General features: G+C 72.5%; 19 protein-coding genes and 1 pseudogene. 9 read left to right on the top strand and 11 right to left on the bottom strand.

Annotated elements, in window-relative coordinates:
• Window positions 1–14: 14 nt before the first annotated feature.
• The gene (locus tag MSA03_RS14100; RefSeq protein WP_147051503.1) at window positions 15–947 is read right to left on the bottom strand and encodes a prenyltransferase/squalene oxidase repeat-containing protein; all 933 of its coding nucleotides are present in this window, start codon (window positions 945–947) and stop codon (window positions 15–17) included.
• Between the two features lie 81 nt (window positions 948–1,028).
• Between MSA03_RS14100 and metX the strand changes: the two genes are divergently transcribed.
• Window positions 1,029–2,231, top strand: a complete 1,203-nt coding sequence (metX, locus tag MSA03_RS14095; protein ID WP_147051502.1) for a homoserine O-acetyltransferase MetX — start codon at window positions 1,029–1,031, stop codon at window positions 2,229–2,231.
• 1 nt (window position 2,232) lies between these two features.
• Here metX and MSA03_RS14090 read toward each other — a convergent pair whose 3' ends face one another.
• From MSA03_RS14090 to MSA03_RS14075, 4 genes are read right to left on the bottom strand one after another with little or no spacing between them, the layout of a single operon-like run.
• The gene (locus tag MSA03_RS14090; RefSeq protein WP_147051501.1) at window positions 2,233–2,889 is read right to left on the bottom strand and encodes an NUDIX hydrolase; all 657 of its coding nucleotides are present in this window, start codon (window positions 2,887–2,889) and stop codon (window positions 2,233–2,235) included.
• Window positions 2,890–2,893: 4 nt separating this feature from the next.
• Window positions 2,894–3,217 carry a thiamine-binding protein gene (locus MSA03_RS14085; protein WP_028496149.1) on the bottom strand — a complete coding sequence of 108 codons (324 nt, stop codon included), beginning with the start codon at window positions 3,215–3,217 and terminating at the stop codon, window positions 2,894–2,896.
• Between the two features lie 11 nt (window positions 3,218–3,228).
• Window positions 3,229–4,452, bottom strand: coding sequence for a glycosyltransferase 87 family protein (locus MSA03_RS14080; RefSeq protein ID WP_147051500.1), 1,224 nt, complete (start codon window positions 4,450–4,452; stop codon window positions 3,229–3,231).
• A gap of 59 nt (window positions 4,453–4,511) precedes the next feature.
• Window positions 4,512–5,345, bottom strand: a complete 834-nt coding sequence (locus tag MSA03_RS14075) for an ADP-dependent NAD(P)H-hydrate dehydratase (RefSeq protein ID WP_147051499.1) — start codon at window positions 5,343–5,345, stop codon at window positions 4,512–4,514.
• Window positions 5,346–5,395: 50 nt separating this feature from the next.
• On the opposite strand from MSA03_RS14075, the gene MSA03_RS14070 reads away from it, so the two are divergent.
• Window positions 5,396–6,475 carry an NADH:flavin oxidoreductase/NADH oxidase gene (locus tag MSA03_RS14070; protein ID WP_147051498.1) on the top strand — a complete coding sequence of 360 codons (1,080 nt, stop codon included), beginning with the start codon at window positions 5,396–5,398 and terminating at the stop codon, window positions 6,473–6,475.
• Between the two features lie 46 nt (window positions 6,476–6,521).
• Here MSA03_RS14070 and MSA03_RS14065 read toward each other — a convergent pair whose 3' ends face one another.
• Both MSA03_RS14065 and MSA03_RS14060 read right to left on the bottom strand, forming a co-directional pair.
• Entirely contained in the window at window positions 6,522–7,577 is a 1,056-nt protein-coding gene (locus MSA03_RS14065) for a hemolysin family protein (protein WP_028496152.1), read from the bottom strand.
• Window positions 7,574–8,905, bottom strand: a complete 1,332-nt coding sequence (locus MSA03_RS14060; RefSeq protein ID WP_147051504.1) for a hemolysin family protein — start codon at window positions 8,903–8,905, stop codon at window positions 7,574–7,576. The genes MSA03_RS14065 and MSA03_RS14060 overlap by 4 nt, the downstream gene beginning before the upstream one ends.
• 855 nt (window positions 8,906–9,760) lie before the next feature.
• Between MSA03_RS14060 and MSA03_RS14055 the strand changes: the two genes are divergently transcribed.
• The gene (locus MSA03_RS14055; protein ID WP_244946450.1) at window positions 9,761–10,192 is read left to right on the top strand and encodes a hypothetical protein; all 432 of its coding nucleotides are present in this window, start codon (window positions 9,761–9,763) and stop codon (window positions 10,190–10,192) included.
• A 452-nt stretch (window positions 10,193–10,644) separates the two neighbouring features.
• Here MSA03_RS14055 and guaB1 read toward each other — a convergent pair whose 3' ends face one another.
• Window positions 10,645–12,102 (bottom strand): GMP reductase, encoded by a 1,458-nt coding sequence (gene guaB1 / locus MSA03_RS14050; RefSeq protein WP_147051497.1) that lies wholly within the window; start codon window positions 12,100–12,102, stop codon window positions 10,645–10,647.
• 168 nt (window positions 12,103–12,270) lie between these two features.
• Between guaB1 and MSA03_RS14045 the strand changes: the two genes are divergently transcribed.
• Window positions 12,271–15,993 carry a multifunctional oxoglutarate decarboxylase/oxoglutarate dehydrogenase thiamine pyrophosphate-binding subunit/dihydrolipoyllysine-residue succinyltransferase subunit gene (locus MSA03_RS14045; protein WP_174799888.1) on the top strand — a complete coding sequence of 1,241 codons (3,723 nt, stop codon included), beginning with the start codon at window positions 12,271–12,273 and terminating at the stop codon, window positions 15,991–15,993.
• Between the two features lie 35 nt (window positions 15,994–16,028).
• Window positions 16,029–16,937, top strand: a pseudogene (locus tag MSA03_RS14040) (diacylglycerol kinase); the annotation flags it as partial.
• A gap of 41 nt (window positions 16,938–16,978) precedes the next feature.
• Here the strand turns inward: MSA03_RS14040 and MSA03_RS14035 are convergent.
• Window positions 16,979–17,224, bottom strand: coding sequence for a zf-HC2 domain-containing protein (locus tag MSA03_RS14035; protein WP_028496158.1), 246 nt, complete (start codon window positions 17,222–17,224; stop codon window positions 16,979–16,981).
• Window positions 17,221–17,877: a sigma-70 family RNA polymerase sigma factor gene (locus MSA03_RS14030; RefSeq protein WP_028496159.1), complete on the bottom strand. Its 657-nt coding sequence runs from the start codon at window positions 17,875–17,877 to the stop codon at window positions 17,221–17,223. Before MSA03_RS14030 ends, MSA03_RS14035 begins: the two co-directional genes overlap by 4 nt.
• 48 nt (window positions 17,878–17,925) lie before the next feature.
• Between MSA03_RS14030 and aroA the strand changes: the two genes are divergently transcribed.
• The 3 genes from aroA to bcp are packed head-to-tail and all read left to right on the top strand — an operon-like array spanning window position 17,926 to window position 20,796.
• Window positions 17,926–19,260, top strand: coding sequence for a 3-phosphoshikimate 1-carboxyvinyltransferase (gene aroA / locus MSA03_RS14025; protein ID WP_028496160.1), 1,335 nt, complete (start codon window positions 17,926–17,928; stop codon window positions 19,258–19,260).
• 13 nt (window positions 19,261–19,273) lie between these two features.
• Window positions 19,274–20,311, top strand: a complete 1,038-nt coding sequence (rsgA, locus tag MSA03_RS14020) for a ribosome small subunit-dependent GTPase A (RefSeq protein ID WP_028496161.1) — start codon at window positions 19,274–19,276, stop codon at window positions 20,309–20,311.
• 17 nt (window positions 20,312–20,328) lie between these two features.
• On the top strand, window positions 20,329–20,796 hold the full coding sequence (gene bcp, locus MSA03_RS14015) for a thioredoxin-dependent thiol peroxidase (RefSeq protein WP_147051494.1): 468 nt from the start codon (window positions 20,329–20,331) through the stop codon (window positions 20,794–20,796).
• Window positions 20,797–20,809: 13 nt separating this feature from the next.
• Here bcp and MSA03_RS14010 read toward each other — a convergent pair whose 3' ends face one another.
• A complete protein-coding gene (locus MSA03_RS14010) occupies window positions 20,810–21,199 on the bottom strand; it encodes a histidine kinase (protein WP_147051493.1) in 390 nt (129 codons plus the stop codon).
• Window positions 21,200–21,460: 261 nt separating this feature from the next.
• Here MSA03_RS14010 and MSA03_RS14005 point away from each other — a divergent pair, with 261 nt between their 5' ends.
• A complete protein-coding gene (locus MSA03_RS14005) occupies window positions 21,461–21,709 on the top strand; it encodes a WhiB family transcriptional regulator (protein ID WP_028496164.1) in 249 nt (82 codons plus the stop codon).
• Window positions 21,710–21,885 lie beyond the last annotated feature (176 nt).

Genomic DNA, 21,885 nt, shown 5'->3' with positions numbered 1-21,885 from the left:
CCCCCCCCCCCGGGTCAGGCAGCGTCCCACCAGCGAAGGACGCGCAGCGCGCGCAGGGTCACCCATCGGCTCGGGAATCCTTCGGCCTCGCGCTCCATCTCGAACAGTGTCGGCCCTTCGTGCGTGTTCTCCAGCGGCCACAACCCGTTCGGCAGCCGCTTGGCGCGGAGCATCTCGACGGCGTCCGCGAGCCGCGGATCCCGTCGATCGACGAGCCGGAAGTGGTCGAGGCCGCGCAGCACGTCGTAGAACCAGCGGACCGGGTACGACAGCATCGCGAAGCGCGGGTCGATGACGGCGCCGTCGCTGCGCCGCCAGAGCAGCCGACGCTGGAGCAGGTACTCCTCCGCGCGATGGCGGGCGTCCGGGATGCGGTCATCCCCGACGGCCCCCTCCCAGTCACGCAGCCCTTCGAGCGCGCAGATCGTGGAGTGCAGCGAGGACACGGCCGCGTCGTCCCAGCAGTTCCAGCCGCCGTCGGCGAGCTGCCCGGCCAGGAGGGTGTCGACCATGCGGCGGCCGTCCTGCCCGAAGTACGCGGCGACGCTCAACGCGACGCCGTTGATGCAGGGCTCCACCTCGCCATCGAAGTACGGCTCCCCGGCATGCTCCCAGCGCACCTGCGCGCGCACGCGCTCCACGGCGGTGCGCACCGCCGGGTCGTCCGGGTCGACGCCGAGGTCGGCGAGCTGCTGCAGCACGAAGTGCGTCGCCGTCCACGCGTCGAAGAAGGGCCGGTCCGCAGGCGCCCAGCCGGGCCGGTAGGTGCCGCCGTCCCAGTGCCCATCCTCGGCCTGCAGTGCGAGAAGGCGCGCACCCCAGCCCTCGACCGCGACCTTCGCACGTTCCGCGGCCACTGCCTCGGGCCCCGCATCGGTGAGGTCGCGCAGCACCTGCCACCGGACGGCCGGGTCGCCCGCCAGGAGGTACTCGAGCACGTCGTCCATGGCGCGATGCTAGTCAGGGGCGGGGACATGCGCGGCGTAACACGCACCGCGGCGACGCGGCGGCACGGGAGAATGGCACGCATGGACTGGCAGACCTCCGAGGACACGGTGCCGAGCGCACCGATCACGGAGGCCGACGCGCGCTCGCTGCTGGGCCGTCCGCCGACGTCCGGCGCATGGCGCGACGGGGATCCGCCGGGCGAGCGCCGGTTCGCCGCGTTCGGCGCCTTCCGGACGGAGGGCGGCAGGGAGCTGCCCGGCATCCGCCTCGCCTACGAGACGTGGGGCACGCTGAATCCGGCGCGCGACAACGCCGTTCTGATCCTCCACGCCCTCACCGGAGACAGCCATGTGCGGGGGCCCGCGGGTCCCGGCCACCCCACCGACGGCTGGTGGGACGACATCGTCGGACCCGGCTGCCCCATCGATACGGATCGGTGGTTAGTCGTCGCGCCGAACATGCTCGGCGGATGCCAGGGCTCGACCGGTCCCGCGAGCATCGCGCCGGACGGCTACGAGTGGGCCGCGCGCTTCCCGTACCTGACCATCCGCGACCAGGTCGCGGCGCAGACGCGCCTCGCGGATGCGCTCGGCATCGACGTGTGGGCCGCCGTGGTCGGCGGTTCGATGGGCGGCATGCACGCGCTGGAGTGGGGCATCGGCGCACCGGAGCGCGTGCAGCGCCTCGCGGTGCTGTCCGCTCCCCCGGTGACCACCGCCGACCAGATCGCGCTCAACTCGGTGCAGCTGGCCACCATCCAGATCGACCCCCGTTACGCCGGCGGGGAGTACTACGACGCGGGCGACGGCGACGGCCCGCACCGCGGTCTCGCGCTGGCCCGACGCATGGCGCTGCTGAACTACCGCAGCCCGACCGAGCTGAATCAGCGCTTCCAGCGCTCCTGGCAGTCCGGGAAGAGCCCGCTGGGGCACGGCGGGCGCTTCGCGGTGGAGAGCTACCTCGACTTCCACGGCAACAAGTTCACCCGCCGTTTCGACGCCAACAGCTACATCACCCTCGTCGAGGCGATGAACTCGCACGACGTGGGCCGTGACCGCGGCGGGGTGGAGGATGCGCTGGCCCGCGTCAGCGCGCGCACCCTCGTGCTGGGCATCGACAGCGACCGGCTCTTCCCCGTGGACGGCCAGCACCGCATCGCCCGCGGCATCCGCTCGACGATCGACGACGACGCCGTCGTGCTGACGAGCGACTTCGGGCACGACGGCTTCCTCATCGAGACGCCCGCCGTCGGCCGGCATCTGCGGCGCCTGCTCGAGGACTGAGTCAGTCCGCCCGCGTGTACACCCACGGCAGGTGGGAGACGTCGAGCCGGTGCCGTGCCGTGCCGGCAGCGCCCGCCGCGTCGTACTCGGCATCCTCCCGCCACAGCAGCAGCGACCCGTCCGGGCCGGTGCGGGCGACGCTCTCGTAGTGACGGGGACCGCTGATGCGCGGCACGGCGAGCGCGTCGGCCGCGTCCTGGCGCTCCGCGAGCTCGTGCAGCGTGACCCAGGTCGGCGGGTAGAGCCTGAGCTCGCCCCGCGCGTGCCGTTCGAGAAGGTCCGCGGGCCGGGCCCAGACGGCGTCGACCGCCTCGTCGGCGGCGAGCGCGAGCCGCCCGCCGGGGTGCGCGACGAGGAAGAACCAGGTGCGGATGCGCAGCGGCCGGTCCGGGGGCGGGTCCCACAGCGCGAACAGCACGAGATCCTCCGCCGCCACCCGCAACCCGGTCTCCTCCCGCGTCTCGCGGACGGCCGCCGCGCGGGCGGTCTCCTCCGCCGTGCGCCGCGCGTCTCCGGGATCGACCTTTCCGCCCGGGAAGACCCAGGCGCCCGCGAAGCTGCCGCGGTCCGGGCGCTCGATCATGAGCACCTCGGGACCCGAGACGCCGTCGCGCAAGATGACGACGGTCGCGGCGACCGGGATGTCGGTTGCGGGCACGACGTCAGTCCCCGTCCGGCGCCGGACGGGCCGCGAGGGCCTGCTCCAGCCGCTCGACCTTGCCGGTGAGCTCTCCCGTCCGGCCGGGGCGGATGTCCGCCTTCAGCACGAGGGACACCCGCGACCCGAAGGGCAGCACGGCGTCGGTCGCCGCCTTCACGACCGCCATGACCTCGTCCCACTCCCCCTCGATCTCGGTGAACATCGACGACGTGCGGTGCGGGAGACCCGAGGCCCGCACGACGGCGACGGCCGCCGCGACGGCATCGTGCACGGAGCCGTCGGCGCGGCCGGTACCGCTCGGGGCGACGGAGAAGGCGATCAGCATGGGAACCTCGCTCAGGGGATGGTGTGCAGCAGGGCGGCGCGGGCGCGCACGTGGGGGCGCATCCGCGCGAGACGGACGACCATCCACACGAACAGTGCGATCAGCACGAGGTTGCGGAGGGTGAGCAGCGTCACAGCGAGGGATGCGGGATAGAGGATGTCGGCGTAGAGGACCGGGTACACGAGCTGCGTCAGCAGCGCGGCGCCCAGGGTCAGACCCGCCGGCGCGAACCAGACGGCCCGGTCGAGGACGAGACCGATGACGACCGGCGGGATGAGCCAGCAGAGGTACTGCGGCGACCCGACCTTGTTGAACACGATGAAGCCCGTGACGAGCGCGAGCGCGAGGCTGGGGAAGAGCGTGACGAACCGCACACCGCGCACCGCCTGCACCGCTCCCAGCGCGGCGACCGCGCCGACCGCGAGGATCATCAGCGGGGTCATGGCAGCGATGACGGTGTCGATCTCGGTGCCGGTGACCTGGAAGGTCAGCAGATCCATCGAGTAGTACACCCAGAACCCGTCGAGGTGCAGGAGCGCTCCCCAGAGGTACGGCGTGCTCACCGGCGCCTCGACCTGCAGCCCGCGGGTGGCCTGATCGGTGATGAAGCCGAACGCGTTGGCCGCACCCCCGGCGACGGCGACCCCCGCGAGCGTGAGCGCGGAGACCACGACGGCGCCGCCGAGGAGCGGTGCGCGCCGCCGCGCCGCGATGACGCCCGCGGCGAGGACGGCGGCGGGCCACACCTTCATCCACGTGACGGCGGACAGGAGGAGCGACGCGACCCACGGGCGGCCGATGATCCACAGGCACGCGAGGATGACGATCGGGACGGTGAACCCGTCCAGGCGGTAGATGCCGACGGGGCCGAGGAGCGCGATCGCGGCCAGCCAGAACCACGCGGCGACGGCGCGCCCGGTGGAGCGGCCGCGCCCGACGAGGACGGCGAACGCGGCGGCATCCGCCAGCGCGACGAGGACCGCCCAGGCGACCGTGTAGCTGCCCACGAGAGCCGCGATGATCTGCGTGAGCACCATCGGGACGAGGGCGAGCTGGGGGTACACCCATGGCGAATCGACGCCGACGATCCCGCCTCCCCGGAGCGCCTGCGCCGACCACGGCTCGTAGACGCGGTAGACGTCGCCCATCGGCTCGTTGGGCATCACGAATCCCAGCCACGAGACGCCGAGGTGCACGAGGACGAAGGCGATCCACAGGACGCTGCGCCTCGACATCCCCCCATCCTAAGGAGAGCCGGCGGACGATCCGCCCGGCCGGCCGCCGGAACGCCGGCTCAGCCGGCGGACAGCACGCCGCCCACCGCCGCCGCGAGCGCGTCGGCCACGTCGCCGGCCGTCACGGGGCCGCCGCAACGGGCCTCGGAGGCGAGCCGGGCGGCACGCGAATGCAGCCACGCGGCGGCGGCGGCGAGCGCCGCGAGCTCGTCGCCGGTCAGCGGGCCGCGGGCGGCGCCGCCCGCGACGAGCGCGCCGAGGGCCCCGGCGAGCACGTCGCCGGTGCCGGCCGTCGCGAGCCAGGACGTCTCCGCGCGCACGGCGCGCACCCAGCCCGACGGCGCCGCGACGACCGTGACCGCGCCCTTGCGCAGAACCACCCCGCCGAGCGCCGCCGCGGTCTCCCGCGCCGCCGTGACAGCATCCGGCTCATCGCCGAGGCCGAGGATGTCCCGCAGCCGGGAATGCTCCCGCGCGTGCGGGGTGACGATGAGCGGCGCCGTCGCCTCCGGGGCGAGGTCGAGGGCGCCGGCGTCCACGACGACCGGTTCCGCGCCGCCCAGGATGCCGCGCAGCGCCTGGGTCTCCGCGCGGGAGCGGAGGCCGGCGTCCGTGCCGGAGCCGATGAGCCAGGCCTGCACCCGGCCGTCCACCGTCACCGTCTCGGGACGCCGCTGCAGCACGAGATCGGCCGGCCGGGCGGGGCCGAGGTACCGCACCATCCCCAGCCCGGTGCGCCACGCGGCCTCCACCCCGAGCACCGCGGCGCCGGGATACGCGTCCGAGCCGGTTCGGACGCCCAGCACGCCTCGGGAATACTTGTCGTCGGAGCCCGTTGGCACCCGGAGGACGGCCGCGGTGTCCGCCGCCGTCCATTCGTCGGTGTCGAGCATGGCGCCACCCTACCCGCCCCCACGAGTGCCTACACGAAGGATTCGCCTGCATGAGCTCGCTGTTCACCCCCCTGGATATCCGGCACACGTCGTTCCGCAACCGGCTGTGGGTCGCCCCCATGTGCCAGTACTCGGCCGTGGACGGCATGCCGAACGACTGGCACCACGTGCACCTGGCGCAGTTCGCGTCCGGAGGAGCGGGCCTCGTCATCGCGGAGGCCACGGCTGTGGTGCCGGAGGGGCGGATCACGCCGGAGGACACGGGCCTGTGGACGGACGAGCAGCGCGACGCGTGGGCGGGGATCGCCGCGGCGATCCGCGCGCGCGGCGCGGTTCCCGGCATCCAGCTCGCGCACGCCGGCCGCAAGGCCTCGACCTGGTCGCCGTTCTCCGGACAGCGCGGATCGGTGCCGCCCGCGCAGGGCGGGTGGACGACGACCGCGCCGTCCGCCGTCGCGTACGACGGGTTCGCGGAGCCGCGCGCGCTGGATGCCGCCGGGATCGACGAGGTCGTGGACGCGTTCGCCGCGGCCGCCGTCCGTGCCATCGCCGCCGGCTTCGAGGTGCTCGAGGTGCACGCCGCGCACGGCTACCTGCTGCACCAGTTCCTCTCGCCGCTGTCCAACCGGCGCGACGACGAGTACGGCGGGTCGCTGGCGAACCGCGCCCGCCTGCTGCTGCGGATCGTCGACGCCGTGCGCGCCGTGGCCGGCGACCTGCCGGTGTTCGTCCGGTTCTCCGCGACGGACTGGGCCGACGGCGGCTGGGACGTCGAGGACACCGTCACGGTGGGCCGCTGGGTCGCCGAGCGCGGCGTGGACCTGCTCGACATCTCCAGCGGCGGGCTCGTCCTGCACCAGCGCATCACGACGGGTCCCGGCTACCAGGTGCCGCTCGCCGCCGCGGTCCGCCGCGGCACCGGCCTCCCGGTCGGCGCTGTGGGCGAGATCACGGGCGGCCCGCAGGCCGAGGAGATCCTCGCAGCCGGCGACGCCGACGCCATCCTCGCCGCGCGGGAGTGGCTGCGCGACCCGCACTTCGGGCTGCGCGCGGCGACCGAGCTCGGCACGCCCACGGCGGCGCCGTGGCCGCCGCAGTACGAGCGCGCCCGCCCGCGCATCGCCGGCTGAGCGCGCGCCGCCCCCGCCACGGACGGGCGGGGGCGGCGCGTCCGGCTCAGAACCCGCGGCGGGTGGCGTCGTGCACTTCGCCGACGAGCTCCTCGATGATGTCCTCGAGGAACAGCACCCCGGTGGTCCGGCCCTTCGCGTCGCGCACCTGCGCCAGGTGACGGCTGGAGCGCCGCATGAGCGCGAGCGCGTCCTCGAGATCGGTGGTCTCGGCGACGGGCAGCATGTGGTGGATCCGCTTGGGCTTGATGGGGAGCGCGGCGCTGGCGCCGGCATCCGGGTCCTCCGCCTCCCGCAGCACGTCCTTCAGGTGCACGTAGCCGACCGGCACGCCGTCGGCGTCGACGATGACGTAGCGCGAGTAGCCGTGCTTGGCGACCGCGCGCTCGATCTCATCCGGCGTCGTGTGCTCCGGCAGCGTCACGAGCGAGGACAGCGGCACGGCGATGTCCTTCGCCTTCTTGTCGGTGAACTCCACGGCCGCCGCCACCGCCCCGGACGCATCGTCCAGGACGCCCTCGATGCGGGACTGGTTCACGATGGTCGCCACCTCTTCGAGGGTGAACGTCGACGCGGCCTCGTCCTTCGGCTCGACGCCGAAGAGGCGCACCGCGTGGTTCGCGATCCAGTTGAGCACGACGATCAGCGGGTGGAACAGCTTCGAGACCCACACCAGCGGCGTGGCGAGCATGAGCACCGCGCGGTCGGGCACGGAGAACGCCAGGTTCTTCGGCACCATCTCGCCGAACACGACGTGCAGGTACGACACGAGCAGGAGCGCCACGGCGAAGGCGACGCCCCCGATGACGGCCTCGCTCCAGCCGGTGAGCGCGAGCGGGCCCTCCAGCAGGTGGTGGATCGCCGGCTCCGAGACGTTGAGGATCAGCAGCGAGCAGATCGTGATGCCCAGCTGGCTCGTCGCGAGCATGCGGGTGGCGTGCTCCATCGCGTACAGGGCGGTCTTCGCCGCCCGCGAGCCCTTCTCGGCGAGCGGCTCGATCTGCGATCGGCGCGCGGAGATGACGGCGAACTCGGCGCCGACGAAGAACGCGTTGAACGCCAGCAGCACCACGAGCCACGCGATTCCCGCCCAGTCGTTCATCGGGTCTCACCGCCCGGCTTCTCGGCGCCCTCGGGGAGCGGGGTGGGCAGGAACCGCACGCGGTCTACGCGCCGGCCGTCCATGCGCTGCACGCGCAGCGTCCCGTCCTCGAGCTCCACGGTGTCGCCGACGGAGGGGATGCGCTCCAGCGAGGCCATGAGGAATCCGCCGATCGTGTCGTAGACGTCGCCCTCGGGCACCCGGATGCCGGTGCGGTCGAGCAGCTCGTCGGGACGGAGGTCGCCGGGGAAGACGACGCTGCCCTCGCGGCCGCGGACGATGCCGGCGCGGCTGCGGTCGTGCTCGTCGAGCACTTCGCCGACGATCTCCTCGACGAGGTCCTCGAGGGTGACGACGCCGGCCGTCCCGCCGTACTCGTCGACGACGAGGGCCATCTGGTAGCCCCGGGCGCGGAGCTCGGACATGAGGGCGTCCAGGTGCACGGCCTCCGGGACCCGCAGCGGCTCCTCCGCGATGGCGGCGGCCGGAACGTCGGCGCGGCGCTCGCGCGGGACGCTGACGGCCTGCTTCAGGTGGACGATGCCGGTGATGTCGTCCATCGAGTCGTCGTAGACCGGGAAGCGGCTGTGGCCCGTGCGGCGGGCGAGCTGCACGACGTCCTCGACGCTGTCTCCCGCCGCGACCGCGTGGATGCTGGGGCGCGGCGTCATGACGTCGGCCGTGGTCAGGCGCGCGAAGGTGAGGGTGCGGTCGAGGAGCGATGCGGTGTCCTCCTCCAGCACGCCTGCGCTCGCGGAGCGGCGGACGAGGCTGGACAGCTCCTCCGCCGTGCGGGCGCCGGAGAGCTCTTCCTTGGGCTCGATGCCGACGGCGCGGAGCACCCCGTTCGCGCTGCCGTTGAGCACCGTGACGGCGGGGCGGAAGACCGTCGTGAACGCGACCTGGAACGGCATCACGAGCTTCGCGGTCTGCCTCGGGATCGCGAGCGCGAAGTTCTTCGGCACGAGCTCACCGAGGATCATCGAGAAGATCGTCGCGATGGCGACGCCGATGATGGTCGCGATCGGCCGGGAGGCCGACGCCGGCATCCCCCACCCCTCGAAGACCGGCCGGAGCAGGTTCGAGATTGCGGGCTCCATCGTGTAGCCGGTGAGCAGCGTCGTCAGGGTGATGCCCAGCTGTGCGCTGGAGAGGTGCGTCGACGTGATCCGCAGGGCGGAGATGGTCCGCGCGAGGCGGGACTCGCCGGCGGCCTGCCGTGCTTCGAGGTCGGCGCGGTCGAGGTTGACGAGCGCGAACTCGCTCGCGACGAATAGGCCGGTGCCGATGGTCAGGAGCAGCCCCACGCCCAACATGACGTAATCCATCACGCATCACCCCCGCTCCGCGGCGAGGAGGGTCGGTGGGGCGAGCGTCTACTGGGAGGGTCGTCCATTGTGCCGACGATTCTACGGCACCGGCCCGGCCCCTCGGCATCCGCCCCGGCCTCCCACCCCCTCGGTGCGCGGCTCGCGCGGTCGAAAACGGCACGCGCGGCCGAACATTACGCAGCGCGTGCCGTTTTCGGCAGCGCGGACTGGCGGGATCGCCGCTTCCTCCCCAGGGTGGGTGACGGGGCGGCGGGGCACGGGTCCGTGGGGGGCGGGCGAGATGGGCGGGCGCGGGCGCCCAGGGTGGACGCATGATGCCGGTACCCGAGATCCCGATCGTGCGCCGGCGGGAGCTGACCGCCCACCCCGACTACCGGCGGGTCCGCCGTCACCTGCGCGAGCGGACCTGGACACGGATCGCCCCGGGCGTGTTCGTGAGCAGCGCCGAGTGGCGCGCGCTGACCGGCATCGGCCGGCACCGGCTGCGCGTCGAGGAGGTGCTCGCCCGGCTCGAGGCGCCCGCGGTCGTCTCGCACTTCGCCGCTGCGGCCGTGTGGGGCATCGACCTGCTGGGGGCATGGCCGGATGCCGTCGACGTGACGATCCCGCGGGCCACGGGCGGACGCTCCGGCGGCGCGATCCGGCGGCGGGCTCTGGGTCTCGAGCGGGTAGAGCGCGTGCCGTTCGGGGCGCACGAGGTCACGACCCCGGCGCAGACCGCTCTGGACCTCGCCCGCATCCTGCCGTTCACGCGGGCCGTGTCCGCGGTCGACCCAGACGCTGTGGACCGGCCGCCGCGGCGGCGCGCTCGCGACGAAGGACGACATCCTCGCGCTGCTCGGCGCCGAGACGGTGCGGGGGGATGCCCGCGCGCGACGCGCCCTCGCGGCATCCGCGTCCCTGGCCGCCAACGCCCGCGAGACGCAGATGCGGCTGCTGGTCATCGCCCTCGGATTCCCGGACCCGCGGCTGCAGGAGCGTCGCCGGCTGCGCAGCGGCCGCGTCGTGTTCGGCGACCTGTACTTCCCGGAGGCCGATCACTGGCTCGAGATCGACGGGCGCGGGAAGTACCTGAGCGCGGAGTTCGTCGCGGGCCGGACACCGGCCGCGATCGTCATCGACGAGAAGAATCGCGAGAACGAGATCCGCCGCGAAGTGCGGGGCTTCTCCCGCCTCGAGGCGACCGACGCCGACCACCCTCAGCGCGTCTACGATGTGCTCACCGCGGACGGGCTGCGCAGCCGCAAGCCCCGCCCGCGCGCCGGCGACCCCGTCCTCCGGTGACCCCACCCGGCACCCGGCATCCCGGGCGGTCGTCATCCGGCGGTCATCCGGCGCTCGTACGTGGCACGCGCGGTCCAAAGTGGCACGCGCGGTCGAAAGTTCGGCAGCGCGTGCCGCATTCGGCAGCGCGAGCGGCACGGGGATGCCGCGCGCGGCGCGGGGATGCGGCGCGGGGCTGCGGTGCGGGGCACGCGCGGTCCAAAGTGGCACGCGCGGTCCAAAGAGGCACGCGCGGTCGAAAGTGCGGCAGCGCGTGCCGCATTCGGCAGCGCGAGCGGCACGGGGCTGCCGTGCGGGGCACGAGGATGCCGCGCGGGGCACGAGGATGCCGCGCGGGGCACGAGGATGCCGCGCGGGGCGCGGGGCACCGGGATGGGGCACGGGGATGCCGCGGGGCGCGGGGCACCGGGATGGGGCGCGGGGATGCCGCGGGGGCGCCGTGCGGCGCGGGGTCACCAGCTGACGGGGAGTGCCTTGCCCTCCTCGTAGCCGGCCGCCGACTGCAGGCCGACCGTGGCCCGCTCGTGGAACTCCGGCACGGTCGCGGCGCCCGCGTAGGTGAACGACGAGCGGACGCCCGAGGTGATCATGTCGACGAGGTCCTCGACGCTCGGCCGCAGGGGGTCGAGGTAGATGCGCGAGGACGAGATCCCCTCGGCGAAGAGCTCCTTCCGGGCCCGCTCGTACGGGTCCAGGCGCCCGAACCGGCCGTGCACGGCCTTCGTCGAGGCCATCCCCCACGATTCCTTGTAGACGCGGCCGGCCTCGTCGACCTGCAGCGGCCCGGGCGACTCGAGGGTCCCCGCGAACCACGACCCGATCATGACGGACGCCGCACCCGCGGCGAGCGCGAGCGCGACGTCGCGCGGGTAGCGCACGCCGCCGTCCGCCCAGACGTGCGCGCCGAGCTCGGCTGCGGCGTCGGCGGTCTCCAGCACGGCGGAGAACTGCGGGCGGCCGACGGCGGTCATCATGCGCGTGGTGCACATCGCCCCGGGTCCCACCCCGACCTTGATGATCGAGGCGCCGGCGGCGACGAGGTCCTGCACGCCCTCGGTGGTCACGACGTTGCCCGCCGCGACGGGAATGTCCAGCTGGAGGTCAGCGACGGTGCGGAGCGCGCGCAGCATCCCGTCCTGGTGTCCGTGCGCCGTGTCCACGACGAGCACATCGACGCCCGCCGCGGCGAGGGCCCGCGCCTTCGCCGCCACGTCGCCGTTGATACCCACGGCGGCCGCGACGATGAGCCGGCCGTCGGCGTCGACGGCGGGACGGTACAGGGTGGAGCGCAGCGCGCTGCGCTGGGAGAGCGTTCCGATCAGGTGGCCCTGATGCAGGACGCAGACCGTCTCCGCGTCGGCGTCGACGAGGAGGTCGAACGCGTGCCGCGTGTCCTGGACGTCATCCGCATCGATCGACGGGGCGCGGCCCCGCGTGAGGTCGCCGAGCCGCGCGTCGGGCAGCGCGGTCGCGAGCCGGCCGGCCGTCACGATCCCGAGGATGTCGTCGATGTGGATGCCGGATGCTGCGGCGGAGGCGACCACGATCGCGTGCGGGCCCGCGGGCGGCAGCAGGCCGGCGGCTTCGGCGACCGTCGCGTCCGGCGGCAGGACGACGGGGGTGTCCCACGGCACCGGCTGGTCCTTCACCCACCGGATCGCCGCATCGAGGTCCTGCAGCGGCATGTCCTGCGGCAGCACGCCGAGTCCGCCGCGGCGGGCGAGGGCCGCGGCGAGCCGGGGGCCGGTCACGGAGTTCATGTTCGACGCGATGATCGGGATCGTCGCCGCGGTGCCGTCGTGCGGTGACAGGTCGACGTCGAGCCGGCTGGTCACAGCGGAATGTCGCGGGACGAGGAACACGTCCGAATACGTCAGGTCGACGGTGGGCCGTTCTCCGGAGAACTGCATAGGTCCACGGTAGCGACTCTGCACCCCGGTTCAGCATTGCCGACGCCTTCCGCCGAGCCGCAGGGCGCGATAAGGCACCCAAACCTGGGATACCCTTGATGAGTGTGCGCGCGGGCGGATCCGATGCCCCGCACAGACCGAACTTCACTGACGAAAGCAGGCGCAACCGTGTCCAGTCCGGCGACCGGCGTGGGAACTTCGAGCGAAGGCGAATTCGGGGCGAATGAATGGCTCGTCGCCGAGATGTACGAGCAGTTCGCGAAGGACCGGAACTCGGTCGACAAGGAATGGTGGCCCGTCCTCGAGGCCTACCAGCCCGACGGGGCCCAGGCCGAGACTCCGGCACCCGCCGCAGAGGCCCCGGCGCCCGCGGCTCCGGCACCCGCCCAGGCGCAGGCACCCGCGGCCCCGGCCCCGGCCGCCGCCTCCGCGGCGCCGACCCCGTCGGCATCCGCCCCCGTCGCCCGCACGACGGCCCGCCCGGCGTCCCCGCAGCCCATCCCGGCGCAGGCCCCCCACGCCGCGCCCGCCGCCCCGTCCGAGGCCGGCGCGGACGTCGTCACGCCGCTGCGCGGCATGACGAAGACCCTCGCGGCCAACATGGACGAGTCACTGACCGTCCCCACGGCCACGAGCGTGCGCACCGTGCCGGCGAAGCTGATGATCGACAACCGCATCGTCATCAACAACCACATGGCCCGCACCCGCGGCGGCAAGGTGAGCTTCACGCACCTCATCGGCTGGGCGCTCATCCAGGCGCTGAAGGCCTTCCCCAGCCAGAACGTGTCCTACGCCGAGATCGACGGCAAGCCGTCCGTCGTCGCGCCCGCGCACATCAACCTGGGCATCGCAATCGACCTGCCCAAGCCCGACGGCACGCGCGCGCTCATGGTGCCGAGCATCAAGCGCGCCGAGTCCCTCACCTTCAGCGAGTACCTCGCCGCCTACGAGGACCTCGTCACCCGCGCCCGCGGCAACAAGCTCACCGCCGCGGACTTCCAGGGCACGACGATCTCGCTCACCAACCCGGGCGGCATCGGCACCGTGCACTCCGTGCCCCGCCTCATGAAGGGTCAGGGCTGCATCGTCGGCGCCGGCGCGCTCGAGTACCCGGCGGAGTTCCAGGGCTCCAGCGAGAAGACGCTCGTCGAGCTCGGCATCGGCAAGACCATCACGCTCACCAGCACCTACGACCACCGCGTCATCCAGGGTGCCGGCTCGGGCGAGTTCCTCAAGATCGTCCACGAGCTGCTCACCGGTCAGCGCGGCTTCTACGAGTCGATCTTCGCCGCGCTGCGCATCCCCTACGCCCCGATCCACTGGGGCACCGACATCAACGTCGACCTGGCGGAGCGCGTCGACAAGACCGCCCGCGTGCAGGAGCTCATCAACTCGTTCCGCGTGCGCGGCCACCTCATGGCCGACATCGACCCGCTCGAGTACATGCAGCGCACGCACCCGGACCTCGAGATCGAGTCGCACGGCCTGACCTTCTGGGACCTCGACCGCGAATTCGTGACGAACGGCTTCGGCGGCAAGCGCCAGATGAAGCTCCGCGACATCCTCGGCGTGCTGCGCGACTCGTACTGCCGCACCATCGGCGTCGAGTACATGCACATCCAGGACCCCGCCCAGCGCAAGTGGTTCCAGGACAACGTCGAGGTCAAGTACCAGAAGCCCGGCCACGACGAGCAGCTGCGGATCCTCGACAAGCTGAACCAGGCCGAGGCGTTCGAGACGTTCCTGCAGACGAAGTACGTGGGCCAGAAGCGGTTCAGCCTCGAGGGCGGCGAGTCGCTCATCCCCCTGCTGGACGAGATCCTCCAGGGCGCCGCGCGCGCCTCGCTGGACGGCGTCGCGATCGGCATGGCGCACCGCGGCCGCCTCAACGTCCTCACCAACATCGCCGGAAAGACGTACAGCCAGATCTTCCGCGAGTTCGAGGGCTCCGTCGCGATCGGCTCGAAGAGCGGGTCGGGCGACGTGAAGTACCACCTCGGCACCGAGGGCACCTTCGTCGCCGACGACGGCGACGAGCTGCCGGTCTACCTCGCCGCGAACCCGTCCCACCTGGAGACCGTCGACGGCGTGCTGGAGGGCATCACCCGCGCCAAGCAGGACCGGATGCCGATCGGCTCGTTCTCCTGGCTGCCGATCCTCGTCCACGGCGACGCGGCCTTCGCAGCCCAGGGCGTCGTGTTCGAGACGCTGCAGATGTCGCAGCTGCGCGCCTACCGCACCGGCGGCACCGTCCACGTCATCGTCAACAACCAGGTCGGCTTCACGACGCTGCCGCAGGACGCGCGCACGTCGGTCTACGCGACGGATGTCGCCAAGACGATCCAGGCGCCGATCTTCCACGTCAACGGCGACGACCCGGAGGCCGTGGTCCGCGTCGCGGAGGTCGCGTTCCAGTACCGCCAGGAGTTCAACCGCGATGTCGTGATCGACCTCGTCTGCTACCGCCGCCGCGGCCACAACGAGGGCGATGACCCCTCGATGACGCAGCCGCTCATGACGAACCTCATCGAGGCGAAGCGCTCCGTCCGCCGCTTGTACACCGAGGCCCTCGTCGGTCGCGGTGACATCACGGAAGAGGAGTACGAGCAGGCCAAGCGCGACTTCCAGGACCGTCTGGAGATCGCGTTCGCGCAGACGCACGCGGCCGAGACCGGCTCCTCCCCCATCGTGGCCCCGACGACCACGACGATCGAGGTCGTCGCCGGCGAGCCCGACACCACCGGCGTCTCGCCCGATGTCGTGCGCCAGATCGGCGAGGCGTTCATCAACAAGCCCGAGGGCTTCACGGTGCACAACAAGATCCAGCAGCTGCTGGACAAGCGCCACGACATGAGCCGCAACGGCAACATCGACTGGGGCTTCGGCGAGCTGCTCGCCTTCGGTTCGCTGCTCATGGAGGGCACGAACGTCCGCCTGGCCGGACAGGACTCGCGCCGCGGCACGTTCGTCCAGCGTCACGCCGTCATGCACGACCGCGCGAACGGCCAGGAATGGCTGCCGCTGGCCAACCTCGCCGACGGTCAGGGCCGCTTCTACGCGTACGACTCGCTGCTCAGCGAGTACGCCGCCATGGCGTTCGAGTACGGCTACTCGGTGGAGCGCGCCGACACCCTGACGCTGTGGGAGGCCCAGTTCGGCGACTTCGCCAACGGCGCCCAGTCGGTCATCGACGAGTTCATCTCCTCGGCGGACCAGAAGTGGGGGCAGCAGTCGAGCGTCGTGCTGCTGCTGCCGCACGGCTACGAGGGCCAGGGACCCGACCACTCGTCCGCGCGCATCGAGCGCTACCTGCAGATGTGCGCGCAGGACAACATGACCGTCGCGCGCCCGTCGACGCCCGCGTCGTACTTCCACCTGCTCCGCCGGCAGGCGTACGCCCGCCCGCGGCGCCCGCTCGTGGTGTTCACGCCCAAGGCCATGCTGCGCCTGCGCGGCGCGACGAGCCCCGTCGAGGACTTCGCGACCGGACGCTTCGAGCCGGTGCTCGACGACCGCCGGACGCTGGACCGCGGCGCCGTGAAGCGCGTGCTGCTGCACTCCGGCAAGATCCACTGGGATCTGGCGTCCGAGCTCGAGAAGAACCCGAACCCGGAGATCGCCCTCGTCCGCCTGGAGCAGTTCTACCCGGCCCCGATCGACGAGCTGAACGCGGTCCTGGACTCCTACCCGAACGCCGAGCTGGTGTGGGTGCAGGACGAGCCGGAGAACCAGGGCGCCTGGCCGTTCATCGCGCTCGAGGTCGTCAAGCACCTGCACGGACGGACGATCCGCCGGGTCTCCCGCGCCGCCGCGGCCTCCACGGCGACGGGCTCCCCCAAGGTGCACGCCGTCGAGCACGCCGCCATCATGGCCAAGGCCCTCTCCCTGTAGGACAGCGACGGCGGCGCCGGCCGCGCAGACGGGACGCCATGCACGTCGCCCTCCTCGTCAACCCCACTGCGCGGGCCGACGCCGGGGCGCACGCGGCGGAGCGGGCCGCCGACCGGTTGCGCGCGCACGGCGTGCGGACGGCGCTCATCTCCGGCGGCAGCGCCGAGGAGTCCTCCGACCTGCTGGCGGCCGCCCTGGAGCTGGGTGTCGACGCCGTGCTCGTCGCCGGCGGCGACGGGACCGTGAACCTCGCGATCCAGCAGCTGGCGGGCACCGGCATCCCGCTCGGAATCGTGCCCTCCGGCACCGGGAACGACCTCGCGACGACGGTGGGGCTCCGCGACCTGGATGCGGACGGCGCCGCCGACGCGGTCATCGCGGGCCGCACGCGCACGATCGACCTCGCCCGCATCGTCCGCGCGGACGGCACGACCACCCTCTACGGGACGGTGCTCGCGAGCGGGTTCGATTCGAAGGTCAACGACCGGGCCAACCGGATGCGGTGGCCGCGCGGCGCGATGCGCTACCGCATCGCCCTGCTGATCGAGTTCCTGCGGCTGCGCGGCGAGCCGTACGAGGTCGACCTCGAGTTCGCCGACGGGACCGGCGAGCGCGTGACGGGCGACCTGCTGATCGCGACGGTCGGCAACGGCCGCACGTACGGCGGCGGCGTCCCCATCTGCCCGGACGCCGACCCCGCCGACGGGCTGCTCGACGTCACGCTCGTCCGGCCCGCGGGGCGGATCCACCTCCTGCTGCGCCTGCTGCCGCGGGTGTACCGCGGGACGCACACGAGCGCACCGGAGGTGACCACGTACCACGTGCGGGCGACACGGCTGTCCTCACCCGGAGTCACGGCGTACGCCGACGGCGACGCGGTGGGGGCGCTGCCGGTGCGCGTGGAGGTCCTCCCGCGCGCGCTCACCCTCTTCGCCCCCGCCTGAGCGGGCGCGGCCACGCATGCGACCGGACGGACGCCGGCGGGTCAGTGGTGCGCGGCCTGCTCGGCGCGCAGGCGCGACATCACCTGGTCGCGCAGCGTCTCAGGCGCCGTCTCCCGGCATGCCCGCGCGACGACCTCGGTCAGGGTACGGGCGACCAGCGCCTCCTCCTGGCAGCTCGCGCAGTTCGCCAGGTGCTCCGTGATGTCGGAATGCTCGGTCTTGCACACTTCGTTGCGCAGGTACTCCTCGAGGTCCTTCCGGGCCTTGTCGCAGCCGCAATCGGTCATTTCGCGCTCCTCGTGGCGGGCACGTCGATGCCACGCTCTCGTGCATAGTCGGCCAGCAGGTCACGCAGCATCCGCCTGCCACGATGCAGGCGGCTCATGACCGTGCCGATGGGTGTCTTCATGATGTCCGCGATCTCCTGATACGCGAACCCCTCCACGTCGGCGAAGTACACCGCCAGACGGAAGTCCTCCGGGATGGACTGCAGGGCATCCTTGACGATGGATGCCGGCATCCGGTCGATCGCCTCGGCCTCGGCCGATCGCGAGCTCGTCGCCGTCGTCGACTCGGCGCCGCCGAGCTGCCAGTCCTCGAGGTCGTCGATCGTCCCCTGGTACGGCTCCCGCTGCTTCTTGCGATACGTGTTGATGTACGTGTTCGTGAGGATGCGGTAGAGCCACGCCTTCAGGTTCGTCCCCTGCGTGAACGACGCCCAGGCGGCGAACGCCTTGACGAACGTCTCCTGCACGAGATCCGCGGCGTCGGCGGGGTTGCGCGTCATCCGCATGGCCGCTGCGTACAGCTGGTCCATGAAGGGGAGCGCCTGCTCTTCGAACTGGGTGCGCGGGTCGGCTGCCGCCTGATCTTCCATCACGCGCCAGTCTACGTCGGCGAGTTCGTCCCATTCGGAGTTCGGGTCGACGGTCGCGATCATTGCACTCCTCGGGCTCAGAGACGGACGGGTTCGTTAGGGTAGAACCCGATGACCGCCCCTGGCTATTCCCCGCAGTCTCCCGCCACCCGCGAACTCTGGTCCGCGCCGGTGGCGCCGGACGCCGTGCACGCGACGGTCACCGTCCCGGCATCCAAGTCGCTGACCAATCGCGAACTCATCCTGGCGGCCCTCGCCGAGGCCCCCAGCCGGCTGATCTCGCCGCTGCATTCGGACGACTCCGCCCGCATGATCGCGGCGCTGCAGACCCTCGGCGTCCAGATCGACGAGGTCGACGGGGAGGGCGAGTTCGGGCCCGACCTCGAGGTGAACCCGAACGGCGCGCTCACCGGCGACACGGTCGTGGACTGCGGCCAGGCGGGCACCGTCATGCGCTTCGTCGCGCCGCTCGCGGGCCTGTCCCACGGCGACGTCACCCTCACGGCAGACGAGAGCGCGCTGCACCGGCCGATGGGGACCATGATCAAGGCGCTCCGGGAGATCGGCGTCGACATCGACGACGGCGGGAACTGGTCGCTGCCCTTCACGGTGCGCGGGCGCGGGCACATCCGCGGCGGCGAGGTCACGATCGACGCGAGCACGTCGAGCCAATTCGTCTCGGGCCTGCTGCTCGCGGCGCCGCGCTTCGACGTCGGCCTGCACCTCATCCACTCCGGCGGCAGGCTGCCCAGCGCGCCGCACATCGACATGACGGTGGAGGCGCTCGCCCACCGCGGAGTCCACGTCGAACGACCGAACGCCCACGAATGGCTCGTCCCGGCCGGCGCGCTGCGCGGCAAGGACATCGCGATCGAGCCCGACCTCTCCAACGCCGCCCCATTCCTCGCGGCGGCGGTCGTCACCGGCGGGTCGGTGACCGTGCCCGGGTGGCCGGCGCGCTCCACCCAGCCCGGCGCCCTGCTCTCCGACATCCTCACGGTGCTCGGTGCCCGCACGTCGCGTCGCGCCGGCGCGCTCACGGTGACCGGCACCGACCGGATCGCCGGGATCGACCTGGATCTCAGCGCCGCGAGCGAGCTGACGCCCGTCCTGTTCGCGCTCGCCGCGTTCGCCGACGCCCCGACCACCCTGCACGGGATCGGGCACATCCGCGGTCACGAGACCGACCGCATCGCGGCGCTCGTGTCGAACCTGCGCGCCCTCGGCGGTGAGGCCGAGGAGCTGCCGGACGGCATCCGGATCCTCCCCCGCCCGCTCCGGGGCGGATTGTGGCGCGCACACCACGACCACCGGATCGCCACGGCGGGCGCCGTCATCGGCCTGCGTGTCCCCGGCGTCGAGGTCGACGACATCGGCACGACCGCGAAGACGATGCCGGAGTTCCCGCAGCTGTGGCAGCGGATGCTGCAGGGCCAGCCGGCGTGACGAGAGGCGCCGCGTGAGCTGGCTCGACGACACCGACGACGACGAACCCGAGTACGACGAGTCGGACATCCGGGTCCGCCCGAACCCCAAGGCGAACCGCCCCCGCTCGAAGCGGCGCCCCGCGCACGCCGACGCGAAGATCGCCCGCGTGCTGGGCGTGGACCGCGGCCGGTACACCGTCCTCGTCGACGAGGGCGGCCCCGATGAGCACCAGGCGCTCGCCACGCGGGCCCGGGAGCTGCGCAAGCAGCCGATCGTCACGGGCGACCGGGCGAGGATCGTCGGCGATACGAGCGGCGACGTGGGCAGCCTCTCGCGCATCGTGGGCATCGAGGAGCGCACGTCGCTCCTGCGTCGGAGCGCCGACGACACCGATCAGGTGGAGCGGATCGTGGTCGCCAACGCCGACCAGATGCTCATCGTGGTCGCCGCCGCCGACCCGGAGCCGCGGCCGCGGCTCGTGGACCGGTACCTCATCGCGGCCCTGGATGCCGGCATCCGGCCCCTGCTCGTCGTGACCAAGACCGACCTCGCCGATCCGGCCGCGTTCCTGAAGAACTTCGAGGGCCTCGACACGCTGCAGGTGTTCACGAGCGCGCGCGAGGACATGCCCGTCGACGAGGTCGGCGCGCATCTGGTGGGCCACTCCACCGTCTTCGTGGGGCACTCCGGCGTCGGCAAGTCGACCCTCGTCAACGCCCTCGTCCCGAGCGCGCTGCGTGCCACGGGCCACGTGAACGCCGTGACGGGGCGGGGGCGCCACACCTCCAGTTCCACCGTGTCCCTCCGCTACGAGGGTGCGGAGGGCCGCGGCTGGGTGATCGACACGCCCGGTGTGCGCTCGTTCGGGCTCGGGCACGTCGACCCGGCCAACATCCTCAAGGCCTTCACCGACCTCGCGGTCGTCGCCGAGGAATGCCCGCGCGGGTGCACGCACCTGCCGGATGCGCCGGACTGCGCGCTCGTGGAGGCCGTCCAGGAGGGGCGACTCGGTCAGAGCGGGGCGGCACGGCTGGACTCCCTGCAGCGGCTGCTGGCGACGTTCGCCTGACGATCTAGGCTGGGGGCATGTCCCGACTCGAGCCCGGCTCCCCCGCTCCCGATTTCACGCTCGTCGACCAGGACGAGCGTCCCGTCTCCCTCGCCGACCTCCGCGGCGGCGGCGTGGTGCTGTTCTTCTACCCCGCCGCGATGACGCCCGGGTGCACGACCGAGGCATGCGACTTCCGCGACAGCCTGGCGCCCCTGCAGTCCGCCGGCTACACCGTGCTCGGCGTCTCCCGCGACGACCCCGCCACCCTCCGGACGTTCCGCGAGCGCGACGGTCTGACCTACGGCCTGCTGAGCGACCCGGACCACGCCGTCCACGAGGCGTACGGCGCGTGGGGCGAGAAGATGAACTACGGCAAGGTCGTCGAAGGCGTCATCCGCTCGACGTTCGTCGTGGATGCCGACGGGCGCATCGCCCACGCGCTCTACAACGTCAAGGCCACGGGGCACGTCGCCCGCGTGCGCGCACTCCTCGGGCTCGACTGAGGAGGCCGGGCCTTCAGTCGGTCGCGGGGCGGCGGCGTCCCGCGGCGCGGGCCGCGGCGATGAGGCAGAGGCCGACGACGATCGCCGGGATCGCGAGTCCGACCGCGATGGCGGGATGCCCGTAGTCGCCGGTCGCGGCGCCCAGGGCGACGGCGAGGACCAGCAGCTGCGTGACGATCCCACCCGAGCGTCCCCAGGACTGCCCGACCCACGTGGCGACGGCGAAGCCGAGGACGGCAGCAGCACCGAGCGCCGTGAGGACGACGAGCGCCACGGCGCTCGCGACGGAGTCGGTGTCCCCCGTCACGATCGCGACGACCTGCCACCCGAGCAGCACGAGGAGCCCGATGCCCTCCGCGGCCAGCAGCGTTGCGGCGGTCCGCTCGACGACAGTGGTGCGCATCCCGTGCGATCTCCTCATCCTTCGGCGCCATAACGCGGGGCAAACGGCCCGGCATGCAGGCGATACTCAGCAAATCGCCCGGATTGGGCAGATGTTCACCCTTGATTCACTTCGCCGTCCGTGGGAGGATTGAGGAAGCGTGTGCTCCCACAGCGCAGTGGGGCGAGCAGTCAGCTCGCACACCCACCAGGGTAGTCGACGTCCACGTGCGTCCGAGCCCACACCCGCATCTTCAATCCCGCATCCAAGGAGCACCCCAGTATGGATTGGCGCGACAAAGCCGCCTGCCTGACCGTCGACCCCGAGCTCTTCTTCCCCGTAGGGAACACCGGGCCGGCCGTCGACCAGATCGAGAAGGCCAAGACCGTGTGCGCACGGTGCACGGTCACTGAGATCTGCCTGCAATACGCTCTCGAGTCCGGTCAGGACTCGGGCGTCTGGGGTGGGCTGTCCGAGGACGAGCGCCGCGCCCTCAAGCGTCGCGCCGCTCGCGCCCGCCGCGCCTCCTGACGAGCCTCCGCTCCCCCGCCGCTGCGACGCACCGCGCGGCATGTCACAGCATCCGCGAGTTCACCGCCACGCACCCACCGGTGCTGTGACGCACCGCGTCGTCGTGTCGCAGCATCCGCCGCCCCACCTCCCACGCACCCGCCGGTGCTGTGACGAGGATGCCGGCGTGCGCTAGG

Source organism: Microbacterium saccharophilum (assembly GCF_007992455.1).
In the GTDB taxonomy this organism is placed as follows: Bacteria; Actinomycetota; Actinomycetes; order Actinomycetales; family Microbacteriaceae; genus Microbacterium; species Microbacterium saccharophilum.
Note: the sequence above shows the minus strand (reverse complement) of the source record. Positions and strands in the feature narration are given on the sequence as shown.

Coding starts and splice junctions, on each gene's coding strand:
- MSA03_RS14100 (WP_147051503.1), bottom strand. CDS start 947: ATGGACGACGTGCTCGAGTACCTCCTGGCGGGCGACCCGGCCGTCCGG.
- metX (WP_147051502.1), top strand. CDS start 1,029: ATGGACTGGCAGACCTCCGAGGACACGGTGCCGAGCGCACCGATCACG.
- MSA03_RS14085 (WP_028496149.1), bottom strand. CDS start 3,217: ATGCTGATCGCCTTCTCCGTCGCCCCGAGCGGTACCGGCCGCGCCGAC.
- MSA03_RS14080 (WP_147051500.1), bottom strand. CDS start 4,452: ATGTCGAGGCGCAGCGTCCTGTGGATCGCCTTCGTCCTCGTGCACCTC.
- MSA03_RS14075 (WP_147051499.1), bottom strand. CDS start 5,345: ATGCTCGACACCGACGAATGGACGGCGGCGGACACCGCGGCCGTCCTC.
- MSA03_RS14070 (WP_147051498.1), top strand. CDS start 5,396: ATGAGCTCGCTGTTCACCCCCCTGGATATCCGGCACACGTCGTTCCGC.
- MSA03_RS14065 (WP_028496152.1), bottom strand. CDS start 7,577: ATGAACGACTGGGCGGGAATCGCGTGGCTCGTGGTGCTGCTGGCGTTC.
- MSA03_RS14060 (WP_147051504.1), bottom strand. CDS start 8,905: ATGGATTACGTCATGTTGGGCGTGGGGCTGCTCCTGACCATCGGCACC.
- guaB1 (WP_147051497.1), bottom strand. CDS start 12,102: ATGCAGTTCTCCGGAGAACGGCCCACCGTCGACCTGACGTATTCGGAC.
- MSA03_RS14035 (WP_028496158.1), bottom strand. CDS start 17,224: ATGACCGATTGCGGCTGCGACAAGGCCCGGAAGGACCTCGAGGAGTAC.
- MSA03_RS14030 (WP_028496159.1), bottom strand. CDS start 17,877: ATGATCGCGACCGTCGACCCGAACTCCGAATGGGACGAACTCGCCGAC.
- aroA (WP_028496160.1), top strand. CDS start 17,926: ATGACCGCCCCTGGCTATTCCCCGCAGTCTCCCGCCACCCGCGAACTC.
- bcp (WP_147051494.1), top strand. CDS start 20,329: ATGTCCCGACTCGAGCCCGGCTCCCCCGCTCCCGATTTCACGCTCGTC.
- MSA03_RS14010 (WP_147051493.1), bottom strand. CDS start 21,199: ATGCGCACCACTGTCGTCGAGCGGACCGCCGCAACGCTGCTGGCCGCG.
- MSA03_RS14005 (WP_028496164.1), top strand. CDS start 21,461: ATGGATTGGCGCGACAAAGCCGCCTGCCTGACCGTCGACCCCGAGCTC.